General features: G+C 63.9%; 11 protein-coding genes. 6 read left to right on the top strand and 5 right to left on the bottom strand.

Annotated features, from left to right (window positions below; translation table 11 throughout):
* Positions 1–195: 195 nt before the first annotated feature.
* The 6 genes from J4G38_RS12810 to J4G38_RS12835 all read left to right on the top strand — a co-directional run bounded on the left by J4G38_RS12810 (position 196) and on the right by J4G38_RS12835 (position 5323).
* Positions 196–420 carry a DUF1153 domain-containing protein gene (locus J4G38_RS12810; protein ID WP_210520147.1) on the top strand — a complete coding sequence of 75 codons (225 nt, stop codon included), beginning with the start codon at positions 196–198 and terminating at the stop codon, positions 418–420.
* Between the two features lie 229 nt (positions 421–649).
* Positions 650–2392 (top strand): circadian clock protein KaiC, encoded by a 1743-nt coding sequence (kaiC, locus tag J4G38_RS12815; protein ID WP_210520145.1) that lies wholly within the window; start codon positions 650–652, stop codon positions 2390–2392.
* 76 nt (positions 2393–2468) lie between these two features.
* Positions 2469–2783, top strand: coding sequence for a circadian clock KaiB family protein (locus J4G38_RS12820; RefSeq protein WP_210520143.1), 315 nt, complete (start codon positions 2469–2471; stop codon positions 2781–2783).
* 8 nt (positions 2784–2791) lie between these two features.
* On the top strand, positions 2792–3133 hold the full coding sequence (locus tag J4G38_RS12825) for a circadian clock KaiB family protein (protein ID WP_210520141.1): 342 nt from the start codon (positions 2792–2794) through the stop codon (positions 3131–3133).
* A complete protein-coding gene (locus J4G38_RS12830; RefSeq protein ID WP_210520140.1) occupies positions 3126–4838 on the top strand; it encodes an ATP-binding protein in 1713 nt (570 codons plus the stop codon). The genes J4G38_RS12825 and J4G38_RS12830 overlap by 8 nt, the downstream gene beginning before the upstream one ends.
* Before the next feature lie 56 nt (positions 4839–4894).
* The gene (locus tag J4G38_RS12835) at positions 4895–5323 is read left to right on the top strand and encodes a response regulator (protein ID WP_210520139.1); all 429 of its coding nucleotides are present in this window, start codon (positions 4895–4897) and stop codon (positions 5321–5323) included.
* A gap of 43 nt (positions 5324–5366) precedes the next feature.
* On the opposite strand, the gene J4G38_RS12840 is transcribed toward J4G38_RS12835, so the two are convergent.
* From J4G38_RS12840 to J4G38_RS12860, 5 genes are all read right to left on the bottom strand, one after another.
* Positions 5367–7292: a hypothetical protein gene (locus J4G38_RS12840; protein ID WP_210520138.1), complete on the bottom strand. Its 1926-nt coding sequence runs from the start codon at positions 7290–7292 to the stop codon at positions 5367–5369.
* A 38-nt stretch (positions 7293–7330) separates the two neighbouring features.
* Positions 7331–8545 (bottom strand): glycoside hydrolase family 88 protein, encoded by a 1215-nt coding sequence (locus J4G38_RS12845; protein ID WP_210520137.1) that lies wholly within the window; start codon positions 8543–8545, stop codon positions 7331–7333.
* Between the two features lie 146 nt (positions 8546–8691).
* A complete protein-coding gene (locus J4G38_RS12850) occupies positions 8692–9879 on the bottom strand; it encodes an alginate lyase family protein (protein ID WP_210520135.1) in 1188 nt (395 codons plus the stop codon).
* A 185-nt stretch (positions 9880–10064) separates the two neighbouring features.
* Complete coding sequence (locus J4G38_RS12855) at positions 10065–11240, bottom strand: alginate lyase family protein (protein ID WP_210520133.1); 1176 nt, start codon at positions 11238–11240, stop codon at positions 10065–10067.
* 260 nt (positions 11241–11500) lie between these two features.
* The gene (locus J4G38_RS12860; RefSeq protein WP_226163378.1) at positions 11501–14197 is read right to left on the bottom strand and encodes a glycoside hydrolase family 2 TIM barrel-domain containing protein; all 2697 of its coding nucleotides are present in this window, start codon (positions 14195–14197) and stop codon (positions 11501–11503) included.
* Positions 14198–14261: the final 64 nt, after the last annotated feature.

Here is a 14261-nt window from a genome sequence, read left to right on the forward strand (position 1 = left end):
GTTCATTCCAGTACGGTGAGCAGGCGGTTCTTGCCACCAAAATGCCTTCCGGCCGGGCGTTGAACCGTTTTTTGGGCGGCGTGGCGATTCCCCAATCCCATTCAGCAGAGGTGGCGGAATGACATAATTTCTAAGCCGCTACCTGAGAAAAATTCACTCCGTCTTAATAAATAACCAACTATCTTTCCGCTACCTATGAACGAAGGCCCGCCCGATTTCTTTGACACCGACGGCCGCCCCGAACCGGCCGCTGCCGCCAGCCTTGCCGCCGAGCGCAAGCTGAAGGTGTGGGCCGTGCTCAACGCCGTGGACCAGGGCCTGATGACCGACGAAGAAGCCCGCGCCGCCTACGGCATCAGCGCCGAGGAAATGGAGGCGCACCGCGCCGGCTGGCGCGACCTGGGCACCGGCCGCCGCTGAGAAACCCGTTGATGAAACCACGGAGCCGCTGGTGCGTAAACCCCCGCCAATAGCCCGCGCGGCTACGCTCCGTGCGTGGGCAGCTCACCCTTAAGCAGAGGTGGGTTTCGCTGGTAATTACATGACTTACTTGGTGTTGCCGCTATCCGTTTAGCCTGCTCTCCGGTGCTTTGTCCCAAGGGTGAGGCCCAGCGAAGGTTGCTTTTGCCGCGCTATTTCCGTCTTCTTCATGCAAGAACTTACTTCATTGGCTGCCCCCGTATTGCCCCAATTAGCCAAGTCCCCCACGGGCATCGAAGGCCTGGACGAAATCACCGAAGGCGGCCTGCCGCTGGGCCGGCCCACGCTGATTTGCGGCAGCGCCGGCTGCGGCAAAACCCTGATGGGCGTGGAGTTTCTGGTGCGCGGCATTCAGAACTACAACGAGCCGGGCGTGCTCATGGCCTTCGAGGAAACCGGCGCCGAGCTGGCCGCCAACGTGGCCTCGCTGGGCTTCGACCTGAACGACTTGCAGGCCCGCCAGCTGCTGCGCCTGGACCACGTGCACGTGGACCGCTCCGAAATTGAGGAAACCGGCGAGTACGACCTCGACGGTCTGTTCATCCGGCTGGGCTACGCCATCGATTCCATTGGGGCCAGGCGCGTGGTGCTCGATACGATTGAGGCCCTGTTTTCGGGCTTTCCGAACCAGGGCGTGCTGCGCTCCGAAATCCGCCGGCTGTTTCGCTGGCTGAAGGACAAGGGCGTCACCACCGTCATCACCGCCGAGCGCGGCGAGGGCACGCTCACCCGCCAGGGCCTGGAAGAGTACGTGTCGGACTGCGTGATTCTGCTCGACAACCGCGTGATTGACCAGATTACCACCCGCCGGCTGCGCGTGGTGAAGTACCGCGGCAGCACCCACGGCACCAACGAGTACCCCTACATCATCACCGAAGACGGCATTGCCGTGGTGCCGGTGACCTCGCTGCGGCTGGAGCACAGCGTGTCGGACCAGATTGACTCGACCGGCATTCCGGCGCTGGACGAGATGTTTGGCCGGCGCGGCTTTTACCACGGCAGCAGCGTGCTGCTCACCGGCACGGCCGGCACCGCCAAAACCACGCTGGCGGCCGCTTTTGCCCAGCAGGTGTGCAAGCAGGGCCACCGCTGCCTGATGTTTATCTTTGAAGAATCGCCCCAGCAATTGATTCGCAACATGAAGTCGGTGGGCATCGACCTGGCCCCGCTGGTGGCGCAGGGCCTGCTGAGGATTGAGGCTTCGCGGCCCACCCTCAACGGCCTGGAGCGCCACCTGGTGACCATTCACCGGGAAGTGCGCGAGTTTCAGCCCCACGCCGTGGTCATCGACCCCATCAGCAACCTGATTTCGGTGGGCAACATCAACGAGGTGCGCAGCATGCTCACCCGCCTGATTGATTACCTGAAAGTCAACAACATCACGGCCCTGTTTACGGCCCTGGTGAACACCCGCACCAACCAGAACGAGATGACCGAAGAAGGCGTGTCGTCGCTGGTCGATACCTGGATTAGCGTGCGCGATTTGGAAGGCATCGGCGAGCGCAACCGCGGCCTGAGCATCCTCAAATCGCGCGGAATGGCGCATTCCAACCAGGTGCGCGAGTTCATCGTGACCGAGCAGGGCATTGAGCTGCTCGACGTGGTGGTGGGCCCCACCGGCATCGTGACCGGGGCCAGCCGCCTCACCCAGCAGCTGCAGGAGCACGCCCAGCACCTGGCCACCCGCCAGGAAGTGGAGCGCCGCGACCGCGAGCTGGAGCGCCGCCGCCGCGTGCTCGAAGCCAACATCGCCAACCTGCGCACCGACTTCGAATCGGTGGAAGAAGAGTTGCGGCAGATTAACAGCGAAGCCGAAACGCGCCAGCAAACGCTGCTGAGCGACAACCGGCGCATTGCCACCGCCACCCCACCGGCGGCGCAGGCGCCCGCCGCCACCCCCGGCGAGGAGTAAACCCCGGCGGCGAGTAACCCCAGCGGCGCGGGCTCCGTATGGGGAGGTCGCGCCTGCCTGCCCCATTACCTGTTTCATGGCTGAAGTAATCGAAGAAGAAAACCCCGAAGAAACCTGGGAGCTGCGCCTGTACGTGGCCGGCCAGACTCCCAAGTCGGTGGCGGCCCTGGCCAACCTGAAAAAATACTGCGAGCAGCACCTCAAGGGCCGCTACAAGCTGGAGGTTATCGACTTGCTGGTGAACCCGCAGCTGGCCGAAGGCGACCAGATTCTGGCCATTCCCACGCTGGTGCGCAAGGTGCCCGAGCCCATCCGCAAAATCATCGGCGACCTGTCGAACGAAGCGCGGGTGCTGGTTGGGCTCGACGTGCGCCCCGCCGTGCGCACCTGACCCCGGCCATGGAACCATTCACGGACCCCACGCCCTTCCCGGAGCCCGCCGAACCCGAGTACCTGTTGCACCTGTACATCACGGGGGCCACCCCCAACTCCACGCGCGCCGTGCGCAACATCAAAGACATCTGCGAGCAGTACCTGAAAGGCCGCTACGAGCTGCTGATTGTGGACGTGTACCAACAGCCCGAGCTGGCCCAGCAGGAAGACCTTATCGGCGTGCCCATGCTCATTAAGCGGCGGCCGGGCCTGGTGCGCCGGCTGGTGGGCGACCTCACAGACCACGGCCGGGTGCTGAAAGCCCTGGGGGTAATGCCGCCTGCCAACGGCCAGAACGGCCATGAGTAGTTCCCAGCCCACGCCCGCCGCCCTGGCCCGCGAAATCGAAGAGCTGCGCTACCAGCTCGAAGAAGCCCAGGAGCTGATTCACGCCATTCGGACCGGGGCCGTGGACGCGCTGGCCGTGCAAAGCGCCGAAGGCCCGCGCATCTTCACCCTGCAAGGGGCCGACCACGGCTACCGCACCCTGATTGAGCAGATGAGCGAAGGCGCCCTGCTGCTCAGCGAGGACGCGACCGTGCTGTACTGCAACGCCGCCCTGGCCAGCCTGCTGGGCCGGCCCCTGGGCGAGGTAATGGGCAGTGCCTTTGGGGCGTTTGTGCCGTCGGCCTTTGCCGACTACTGGGCCGGGCTGGTGCTGAAAGGCTGGCAGGGCAAAAGCAGGGGCGAGCTGCCCCTGCAAACCACGGCCGGGGCGCTCGTGCCGCTGTCGGTGAGTATGAACGTGCTGGCTTTCAACAACATGCCGACGCTGGCCGTGATTGTGACCGACTTGTCGGCGCAGCGCGAAATCACCACCATCCGGGCCCAGGTGGCCGAGCAAAATGCCCTGCTGGACCGCAAAACGGCCGAGCTGAAGCGCGAAGAAGCCGCCCGGCTCGCGGGCGAGCAGGCCGCCGCCGAGGCCAGCCGCCTGCTGGAAGGCATCCCGCAGATTGCCTGGACGGCCAACCCGCGGGGCGACATCACCTACCTGAACCGCCGCTGGTTCGACTACGTGGGCTGGGAAAATGCCACCGGCCCCGACCACGGCTGGAGCGCCCACCTGCACCCCGACGACGTGGCCGCCACCGCCCGGCAATGGCAGCAGTGCCTGGGCCGGGGCGCGGCCTTTGAAGTGGAGTACCGCTTCCGCAACCGCGCCGGCGACTACCGCTGGATGCTGGGCCGGGCACTGCCCTCGCGCAACGAGCAGGACGACATTATTCAGTGGATTGGCACCTGCACCGACATTCACGAGCAGAAGCTGGCCCTGGAACGCATTGATTACGGCCAGCGCCAGCTGCGCGAAAACAACGCGCAGCTCACCCGCGTGAACGTGGACCTGGACAATTTTATCTACACCGCCTCGCACGACCTCAAGGCGCCCATCAGCAACATTGAGGGCCTGCTACTGGCCCTGCTCGACGAGCTGCCGCCCGCTACCGTGCACACCGAGCCCGTGCAGCCCCTGCTCGACCTGATGCAGGATTCGGTGAACCGCTTCAAGCGCACCATCGAGCACCTCACCGACGTGTCGAAGCTGCAGAAGGAGCACGGCCACCCCACCGCGCCGGTCGATGTGGCGGCCGTGGTGGAGGACGTGCGCCTCGATTTGGGGCCGCTCATCCAGGCCGCCGGCGCGCGGCTGGAAGTGGACGTGCAGGCCGCGCCCACGGTGTCGTTTTCGGAGAAAAACCTGCGCAGCGTGGTGTTCAACCTGCTCAGCAACGCCCTCAAGTACCGCGCGCCCGGCCGGGCGCCGCTGGTGCGCCTGCGCACCTGGCCCGAGGGCGAAGGCATAATGCTGGCCGTGCAGGACAACGGCCTGGGCCTCGACACCGCCAGCGAGCACAAGCTGTTTGGCATGTTCCAGCGCTTCCACGACCACGTTGAGGGCTCCGGCATTGGCCTCTACATGGTTAAAAAAATGGTGGAAAACGCGGGCGGGCGCATTGCCGTACGTTCCGAGCTGGGCGTTGGTTCTACGTTTTCTATTTACTTCACCCGATAAAAAAGCGGCACTGGGCCGCATCCCGTCGCGTTGTAACCGTGGCCATCCGACCATCCATGCAAAAGCTTACCTGCGCCCTGCTGGTCGACGATGACCAGACCACCAATTACCTCAACCAGCTGCTGCTAAAGCGGCTGGATGTTAGCGATAAGCTACTCGTCGCCCTCAACGGCCAGGAGGCGCTGGACCTCATCGCCATCCACTGCCAGGGAGCCACCGCCGAGTGCCCGGCGCTTATTTTGCTGGACGTGAAAATGCCGGTCATGGACGGATTTGCCTTCCTCGAAGCCTACGAAAAGCTGTCCTTGCTGCCCGCGCACCGGCAGGCCATCATCATCGTCATGCTCACCACCTCGCTGCACCCCAAGGACGTGGAGCGGGTTCAGAAACTGAACATTGCCGGCTTCCTCAATAAGCCCCTGACCAGAGAAAAGGTTAACGAGGTGCTAAAAAACCACTTCGACCGGCATTTGCCGGAAGAATAGCCGCCTAGTTCGGCTTTGGCCGGGCGCGGGCCAGCGTCTCGGGCTAGCTTATTGCCAGCTCAATTACCACTTCGTGCCCGGCAATGCCCGCAATGCTGAGGGGAAGAGCTTCCAGGCCGGGCACGAAGTTGAACGCCCGGCCGGAGCCAGCAGGCAACGTGACCAGCGGCTGATTGGCCGTGATGGTAACCGTAGCGGAGGCCTTGGCTACGCTTAACTGCCGGTCGGAAATCACGGTTACTTTCTCGGTGGCGCGGGAGATGAGGGGGAGGATGACGCCCGGGTTTTGGTCGGGGGCGCCGGCGGCAACCGTGAAGGTCAGCGTTACTTTGTTTTCGGCAAATATATACACCACCTGGCAGGGTATTGCACCGGCGGCGGGGCTTTGCTGGTGCTCATCTACCAGCTGGGCGCGGGCCGTTACCGTGCAGATGCCGGGGCCCGTGCGTACCTGGATTTCCGCGTTCAAATCGCTGATGTTGCGGTAGCTGATGCCATTCACCACCAGCTCGATGCGGGGCGTGAGGCCCAGGGCGGACGGGGTGGTGTCGGGCGGCATGTTGCCGGCTTCGTAGCGCTGGTAGTCGGTCATGCTGGCGGCCAGCAGCGGGCCCGTTTTGGGGTGCCAGAGTAGGGTGAGGGCGCCGCCCGAGGCATGGCCGTTGTGGGTGGCTTTATACTCCCGGTCGTAGCCCGTGACGGTGGCCCGAAAACTGCCCTGCGCAACCAGCCAGGTATTTATATCGGCGAAAAAGCGGCTGCCGTAGGCCTGCTCGCGGGGCAGAATTGCCTTACTTACATCGATACGGGCATAGGCATCGCCGTGGTCCAGAATGGTGGTGAGGGCCTTGAGGTGGCAGAAGGTGTGGTGCACGCTGGTGGGCACGCCGTGCGCCGCGGCGTGGGGCCCGCCCGTGAGCAGGCCCGCGGCGGTGCACTGCTCCAAAAGCTGCGCGTTGCGCAGCGCCGCTTTGTAGAACCGGGGGTCGCGGGCGGCCAGCAGGGCGAAAGCCGGTTGGCAGCCATCGGAGGTGCGGCTGCCCCAGTAGGTCCATTTGTAGTTGCGGGTGCCCCAGCTGTTGTCCCAGCCGCCGTCGGGCAGCATGAATTCCAGGTGGGCCTGCAGGGCGCGGGTCACGGCGGCCAGCACTTCTTCGTCTTTGGTCAGCAGGCCGTAGTGCACCAGCGAGGGCAGGGATTCTTCCACGTTGTAGCCCAAATCGATGGGGTAGCAGCCTTTTTTGCTGGTTTCGTAGTACGGCGTGCCCTCGCCAAACAGCAGGTGGTTGGTGGGCGAGAAGAAGCGCAGGGCCTGGTGCGCGAGCTCGTGGCCTTTTTGCCGGAAGCGGGGCACGTCCAGCACTTCACCCAATAGCGCCAGGCCGTAGCTCGCCGTGATGGGGTAGTTGATGTTGCCGTAGTCGATGGTGAACGTGTCGTGGATGAAGTTGCCGGCCCGCAGCAGGCGCCCGCTCAGAGCGGTTTTGAACTGCAGGTCCAGCACGGTGCCGTGGTTTTTCAGGGCCTCGGCCAGGGCAATGGCCATGAACACGGTGGTGCCCTTCCAGGCGCCGGGCTGGGGCTCGTTGAGCCAGGAGCCGTCGGGCTGGCTCACGTTGGTTTCGGCCCAGCGGTAGAGCAGGTGCGCGGCGTCGAGGTAGCGGCTTTGCCGGGTGTGGCGGGCCCGGTGCAGCAGCGGGTAAATCGTTTCGGCAATGCGGCCCGGCACCGCCGCGTCGCCCGGCCCCCGGATGCCGCCGTAGTCCGCGCCCCGCGCCTGGTCGGTTATCTGCAGCTGGAGCAGGGCCGTAAGCCATTGCTGCGCCAGCCGGTTGCTCAACGCGTACAGCTCCGACGGCGCTGTCGGAGCATGCCCCAGCGCTTCGGCCACGCCCAACCCGCCCAATATGCCGGTCCCGGCCAGGGCCGTGATTCTACCAAACTCCCGGCGGGAAATGAGTGCAGGCATGTGGTTAGGCGTGAGCAGAGCGGACAAGTCAGGGCTGGCTAGCGCAGGGAAAGGCCCGCGCCGCTGCCCAGGTTTTTGGCGCGCAGCAGGGCTTCCAGGTAGTAGTAGTCGGCATAGCTCAGCGGCACGTCGACTTCGCTGTTGGCGGGCTTCATGCCGGTGCTGTGCAGGAGCAGAAAGCCGTGACTGCGGCCGGGCCGGGCCGAGTAGTGCCGGGCCAGGCTTTGCATCATCTTGTCGGCCTGGCGGCGGTAGAAAGTGCCGTTGCGGCTGTAGGTGCTCAACTCATACAGCGCCGAGGCGATGACCGCGCCCGCCGAGGCATCGCGCGGCTCGTTGGGAATGTTGGGGGCGTTGAAATCCCAGTAGGGAATGAGGTCCTTGGGCAGGTTGGGGTGGTTGAGGATGAACTGCGCCACGTGCTCGGCCTGGGCGAGATAGGCGGGGTTTTTGGTTTCGCGGTAGCACATGGTGAAGCCGTAGAGCGCCCAGCCCTGCCCCCGCGCCCAGGCCGATTCGTCGGCGGCGCCCTGGTGGGTCATGCGCCGGATAACGCGGCCGGTGGCCGAGTCGTAGTCCACGACGTGGAAGGAGCTGAAGTCGGGCCGGAAGTGGTTGCGCATCGTCGTGTTGGCGTGGCTCACCGCGATTTTGTAGAACGACGAATCGCCCGACAGCCGGGTGGCCGCAAACAGCAATTCCAGGTTCAGCATGTTGTCGATGATGACCGGAAACTTCCACAAGTCGCGGTGGTGGTCCCAAGAGCGCAGCGTGCCCACCTTCGGGTTGAAGCGGGTGCTGAGCGTGCGCGCCGCCGTGAGTATCACCTCGCGGTAGGCCGGGTCCTTGGTGAGACGGTAGCCGGTGCCGAAGCTGCAGTACACCTTAAAACCCATGTCGTGGGTGGTGCCGTTGGTTTTTTCCTGCTCAATGTTGGCCGTGTAGGTTTTGGCGGCCGCCTGCCATTTCGCGTCGCCGCTGGCCTCCGAAAGCAGCCACAGGTAGCCGGGAAAAAAGCCGCTGGTCCAGTCGCGGGCGGGCACCAGCACCAGCTCGCCGGTGGGGGACAGGGTGCGCGGTGATACCAGCGGCGGCTTGCCGGGCGCGGGCTGCGGCGCTCTGGCTACCTCGCGCAGCATGAGGGTGGCCTGGGTTTCGGCCAGCTTCACGGTTTTGGCGAAAGGCGCCTGGGCCATGCCCGGCCCGGCCAGCAGCGCCAGTCCCCAACCAATAATAATTGCCTTGCGATTCATTGGAGCGTCAATTGTAGTTTATAGCAGAACGTCATGTCGAGCGCAGCCGAGGCATCTTGCTCGCATCGTTATGTCAATTGAGTTACTTTCCCGAGCGAGATGTCTCGGCTGCGCTCGACATGACGTTCTGTGATGGGGGTAAATCATCAATTCAGCCAGATGAGCGGGTTGCGCACCGGCAGATTGCGCACCACTTCCGCCACTTTGGGGTCGTGGTCGAGCCGCTGCCAGGCGCTCAGCCAGTCTTTTTGGCCAAACTGCACGGCGCCCAGCACCAGGAAAGGCTGCGCCACCGGCCAGCTGTCCCAGTACATCACATCGTGCGGAAAAGGCCAGGCGTTTTTGTCCACCACAAACGGGTAGAGGTACTCGATGCCCTTGCGCAGGCCGCGGCCATCGGGCGTCTGGTAAGTCCACAGATTTTCGGTTTTATCGCTCAGGATGGCGCAGAGCATGGTCATCGCATCGAGGTTGAAGAGGGAGTAGCCGTAGGGCTTGGTGCGCTTGGTTTCGAGCGGGAAGCTGCCATCCGGGGCCATTTGGGTGGGCAGCAGCACGGTTTTGTAGCGCTCCCGGCAGAAGCTCAGCAGCTCCTGGTTGCCGGTGAGGCGGGCGAAGGCGGCCACCTGCATGGTCCAGCAGGTGCCGTGGTTGTTGGCCGCGTTCATCTCATCTTTCCCATACTGGTGCGTGGTGAGCCAGGCCAGGTACTGCCCAAACCAGCTTTTGATGCCGGCCAACTCCTGCGCATCAAACCCCTTGGCCGCCTGCATCACCAGCACGCCCTGGGCCACTTCCAGCAGCTGAATGGTGTCGATAATGCCAATGCCGCGCCCCGTAAACTTGCCCGAAATGGCCTGCGCATACAGCAGCGAAGGGTTCATCAGCGTGGCCGGGTCTATAAACCAGGCCCGCAAATGCACCAGCGCGTGGCGCACGTACTGCGCATCGCCCGTCAATTTATAGGCCGAGGCCAGCGCCCCGATAATGCGGCTGAAGCGAATCATGGCCAGGCGGTGGGCCGTGAAATTGGCCGGGTTGGTCTGGCCGTCGCGCTGGAGGTAGGGGCCGGCGGGGTTGGCAGGGTCGGGCCACCAGTAGTCACCTTCGGAGAAAAAGTCGTGCGGCCCGCCCGCGCTGCGCGGTGAAGTGCTGGCGGTGACCGTGACGGGCGCTTGCTGCAAAGCCCAGGCGGCTTCGGCCAGAATGTGGGCGCGCAAAGTGCGCGTAGCTTCCTGCGCCAGCTGCTGGCCGGGGGCCGGCGGCGGGGCCGAGCGGCCCGCCGGGGCGGCCAATAGCAGGCACAAAAGCAGCGCAAGGATTTTGGGTGTCATGAAATTGGGGAGATAAATCAAGAACGTCATGCTCATCTGGCGTCCGCTTGTCGAAGCATCTCTACCGCGTAACTAATCCTTCTGAGTAGGTTTAACTATTGCGGTAGAGATGCTTCGACAAGCGGACGCCAGAGGAGCATGACGTTCTACTGCATGACGTTTCTATGTCAAAGCAGGCGGGCTGCTTACCGCGCCGCGCCGATGCTGCGGTGGGTGAAGGAAGTGAAGCCCAGGAACGTCTTGTCGCCGGGCACGCCGTAGGGGTCGTCGCGGTCGCGCAGGGTGGCCAGGCGGGTGGTGCCGTAGAAGTTGTAAGCCGTTTCGATGCCGGGAAAAACGGCGTTGTCGCCCGCATTCTGGCAGCTTTTGCACTGGGTGCTGCCTTCCAGTGACTCTTCGTATTTGCCCCAGCCGTTCTTGATGGCCTGGCTGTTGAAGTTGTAGGGCGCGGTGTTGCCGGTCTGGATGCGGGCAATTTCGGCGGCGTAGGTCAGGGCGCAGAGCGTGTATTGCAGGTGGTGGCAGTCGCGCCCGCACTCGGCCACGTTGCCATCGGCCCGGATGAAGTCCGACATGTGCTGCTGCATGTAGTCGTAGCCCGTGTCGTACACGGCCGTGCTGTTGAACCACACGCCCAGCGCCATCTTGGCGTAGCAATACGACGCCTGCCAGTTGTTGATGTCGTTGATGGCACCGGGCACATTGTTCACGTAGTTGTTCTTCAGGTTGTTGAGAAAGTCCGAGAACTTGGAGACGTCGGTATCCGACCAGCCCGCGCCCGTCGTGCCGTTCACCTTGTAGTAGCGAATAATTTCGGCTGCTGCCACGAACGTGGGCGCCACCCAGGCGGCTTCGAGGTAGGTTTGGCGAAACTCGGTGGGGCCACTGGGGCCGTCGGCGGTGGAGTAGCGCTGGAAGTTGTAGGCGTAGCCGTTCAGAATCTGCTTGGCCTGCCCGGCGTAGGTCGAGCTGCCGGTTTTCACCCAGCGCAGGGCGCAGGCATAGGCCAGAATGCAGTCGCGCCGAATCTGGTCTTCGGTGGGGCTGCCCGCGCCGGCCACCGCGTACACCACGCTCGGAAACGAGGTCGGCACGGGGTACTGGTTCATGTAGTCAATCACCTTGTTGTAGCCGGCCGTGCGGGTGGCGTCGCCGGAATTGGCCTGGCCCGCTACCAGGTCGAGGCTGGCCTGGCTGTTGACCACGCCGGGGTGGCGGAAGGTGGTAATGGTGGAATCGGCGCGGCCGGTCACGGCCAGGTCGGGAGTGGTGGCGGCGTCTTTCTGGCAGCTGGAAAACAGGGCGAAAGCCGCCGCGAAACCCAGGCGGGCCAGTCGCGGCAAAGAGGTAATATGCTTCATGATTCTTTGGTGGGTAAAGGATGAAAACAACAAGTCAGAACGTCGCTCCAGGAGGTAGGCCATCGTCGGGGAGTGGCCATAAAAGTAGAAGCGTAATGGCCTGATAAGGTGCTGTTTTATCGGATTTATTCACGGAATCGTTTGCGGAAAATTCTCATGCTGCCGGTTTCGCTTTTACAGCCGTGCGCTGCCACGGGCGCATGGTTTTCCCGGCAGAAAATAATGTTTTATTCTCTTGTTAATGGGAGCACTGAAGTGTTCTAAAACAGCTTTTTTACCTGAATTCCATTGAGAAATGCCTCGCCCGTTTGGGCCTTGAAATCAACGATAATTCCCTGCTTGCCCCGCACCGAAACCGGCACCTTGAAGCTGACGGCCTGCAGCGGCAGCAGCCCGGACGAATTGCTCAGATTCGGCAGCACCGGCTGGCCATTCAGCAACACCGAGAAGGCGCGGCTGGGGGCCGGGGCGGGGCCGGCCGTGGAGCTGGCCCCGGCCAGGTTGTAGGCCAGCTGCTCGGCGGCGGGCGCGGCTTCCAGTTCGGCGAAGTGCAGGGTCACTTCGTACTCGCCGTCGGGCACGTCGAAGCGGAACTGGCTCAGGCCGAGGCGCTGGGTTTCGAAGATGGCATCGTAGTCGGTGCCGGGGATGCTGCGGTCGGAGCCGTAGGGCAGGCGGTCGCCGGCCATTTTGTAGGGGTGGCCGCCCACGTAGCCCCAGCCGCCGGGCGCGTAGGCCTGCTCGGGCAGCCACACCTGGTGCAGCCGGGCATCGGCGAAAAACCGCTCGTCGCCGAGGCTCACATTTAGCTCCGTGAACGGCAGCTGGGCGGAAGCCAGGTTGGTGGGAATCAGCTGAAATTCGATATCGGCCAAATCCTCGATGGGCTGGTTGGCGGCCTGGGCGCGCAATTGGTTCGCGCCATTGCCAAAGGGCACGCGGAAGTGCGCCACGCCGAACTCGGCCGGCCGGGTACCGAGGTCGCGGCCATTCAGCAGCAGGCGCACGGCGGGCTGGTTGGTGTACACGTCCACGGGCTGGCGGCAGAACAGCGAATCGGGCCCGGCGGCGAGGCCGGCGCGCAGCGTCCAGGCGCGGGAGCCGATGCGCAGAAACGGCGTTTTGAGCAGGTGGGCCTGGTAAAAGAGGTAGGCGTCCTTGAGCCGCCGGTCGCCGGTGAGCAGGCTTTTGTTGTTGATGTGGGGCACGGCTTCCTGCCGGGTTTCGGAGTTGAACTCGGCCAGATTCCAGACCGTGCCGCCGGCCACGAAGGGCCGTTCCAGGATGGCGCGGAGGTAGAATTCGTGGTAGCGGTTGGCGTACTCGGTGGTTTTGTCGAAGCGTTTGGGCTGAAAGGAATGCAGCCGCTCGTCGGAGTCGGCCCCGTATTCGGTCACCAGCAGGGGCTTGTCGGGCAGCTCTTGGTGGTGGCGGTCGAGGAAGTTGGGGAAGCCCTGGAAATCGCCCGAATACCAGCCGGAGTACAGGTTCCAGCCAATTATTTGCGGAATGCTGAGCAGGCCGGCCTGCTGGTAGAGCGCAAAATCGCCGTGGCAAACCAGCATGGTGGCGCGGGCCGGGTCTTCGCGCCGGCTGAGGCTGTCGAGCTGCCGGGCCAGCGCCTGCACCCGCTGCAGGTGGGCGCGGCCGGCGTCGTTGTCGCGCTTCAGGCCGGTGGGCAGGCGCAGCAGCACCTCGTTCATGTAGGCCCAGATGATGACGCTGGGATGGTTGAAATGCTGCCGAATCATCTCCGTCTGCATCGTGCGGCAGTTCCGGAAGAAGGCCGGCGAGTCGGTAATGGCGTTGACGATGGGGATTTCGACCGAGGCCAGGATGCCCAGCCGGTCGCAGGCGGCCAGTACGGCGGGGTCCTGCGGGTAGTGCGATACGCGCAGGAAATTGCCGCCCATCTGCTTGATGAGCAGCACATCGTGTTCAGCCAGCGCATCGGGCAGGGCATTGCCCAGGCCGGGGTAATCCTGGTGGCGGTTGGTGCCGATGAGCTTGAGCGGCCGCCCGTTCAGAAAAAAGCCCGCCGCCGCATCGAAGCGAAACCAGCGCAGGCCCACCGGGCTGCTCACCTCGTCCAGGGCCGCGCCTTTCGGGCCGTCCAGCACGGAAGTCACCACGCGGTACAGGTACGGGTCGTCGGGCGTCCAGAGGTGGGGGCGGGGCAGCTTCGGCAGCAGCAGCCGGAAGGGTTGTGTCGTGCCCGGTTTCAAACTGACGCTGGCTTGCTGGCGGGCCACGGCGCGGCCGTCGTGGTCGAGCAGCTGCGTGAGCACCGTGACCTTGCGGGCGGTGGTTGTTTCGTTGGTCAGCTCGCCGGCAACGGCCACTTCTGCCGCCTCGGCCGATACGGTTGGGGTGGTCACGAATGCGCCGCTGGAGGCGTAGTTATCGAGGGCAAAATGCACCGGCTCGGCGGCCACCAAATACACGTTGCGGTAGATGCCGCCGTAGAACGTGAAATCGGCCGTGAGCGGCGGAATATCGGGGTTATAGCGGTTGGTCAGCTTCACCAGAATTTCGGCCGGCGCCGGCTCATTGCCACTGAATTTCAGCCACTGACTGATGGGAAGCTGAAACGCCGTGTAGCCGCCCGCGTGCCGCCCGGCCAGCTGCCCGTTCACGTACACTTCGGCTTCCTGGTTGGCCCCTTCGAAGCGCAGAAACACGCGGCGGCGCTGCCAGTCGGCAGGAATGGAAAGCGTCTTTTTATACCAGCCCACGCCCCGGTAGTAGCCGGGCTCGTCGTCGAGCACATCGGTCGCGTTCCAGGTGTGGGGGAGGGAGATTTTCTCCCAGCCGGTAGGCAAGGCGGCAGCTTGAGCTACGCTGAGGCTTGCTTCATCTTTGCGAAACAGCCAGTTGGAATTGATGGATTGGGTGAGGCGCTGGGCGGTGGCCGGTCCGGCCAATAGCAACAGTGCCAGTACCATGTAGAGACGCATATTTGCGTCTCGGCGGCCGCGCCGTGTGGATTCGTTCGGGCGTCGTTCAACGACGAAACGCAAA

It is taken from the genome of Hymenobacter terricola, from assembly GCF_017921975.2.
Classification (GTDB): domain Bacteria; phylum Bacteroidota; class Bacteroidia; order Cytophagales; family Hymenobacteraceae; genus Hymenobacter; species Hymenobacter terricola.

Coding starts and splice junctions, on each gene's coding strand:
- J4G38_RS12820 (WP_210520143.1), top strand. CDS start 2,469: ATGGCTGAAGTAATCGAAGAAGAAAACCCCGAAGAAACCTGGGAGCTG.
- J4G38_RS12850 (WP_210520135.1), bottom strand. CDS start 9,879: ATGACACCCAAAATCCTTGCGCTGCTTTTGTGCCTGCTATTGGCCGCC.
- kaiC (WP_210520145.1), top strand. CDS start 650: ATGCAAGAACTTACTTCATTGGCTGCCCCCGTATTGCCCCAATTAGCC.
- J4G38_RS12825 (WP_210520141.1), top strand. CDS start 2,792: ATGGAACCATTCACGGACCCCACGCCCTTCCCGGAGCCCGCCGAACCC.
- J4G38_RS12845 (WP_210520137.1), bottom strand. CDS start 8,545: ATGAATCGCAAGGCAATTATTATTGGTTGGGGACTGGCGCTGCTGGCC.
- J4G38_RS12855 (WP_210520133.1), bottom strand. CDS start 11,240: ATGAAGCATATTACCTCTTTGCCGCGACTGGCCCGCCTGGGTTTCGCG.
- J4G38_RS12830 (WP_210520140.1), top strand. CDS start 3,126: ATGAGTAGTTCCCAGCCCACGCCCGCCGCCCTGGCCCGCGAAATCGAA.
- J4G38_RS12840 (WP_210520138.1), bottom strand. CDS start 7,292: ATGCCTGCACTCATTTCCCGCCGGGAGTTTGGTAGAATCACGGCCCTG.
- J4G38_RS12810 (WP_210520147.1), top strand. CDS start 196: ATGAACGAAGGCCCGCCCGATTTCTTTGACACCGACGGCCGCCCCGAA.
- J4G38_RS12860 (WP_226163378.1), bottom strand. CDS start 14,197: ATGCGTCTCTACATGGTACTGGCACTGTTGCTATTGGCCGGACCGGCC.
- J4G38_RS12835 (WP_210520139.1), top strand. CDS start 4,895: ATGCAAAAGCTTACCTGCGCCCTGCTGGTCGACGATGACCAGACCACC.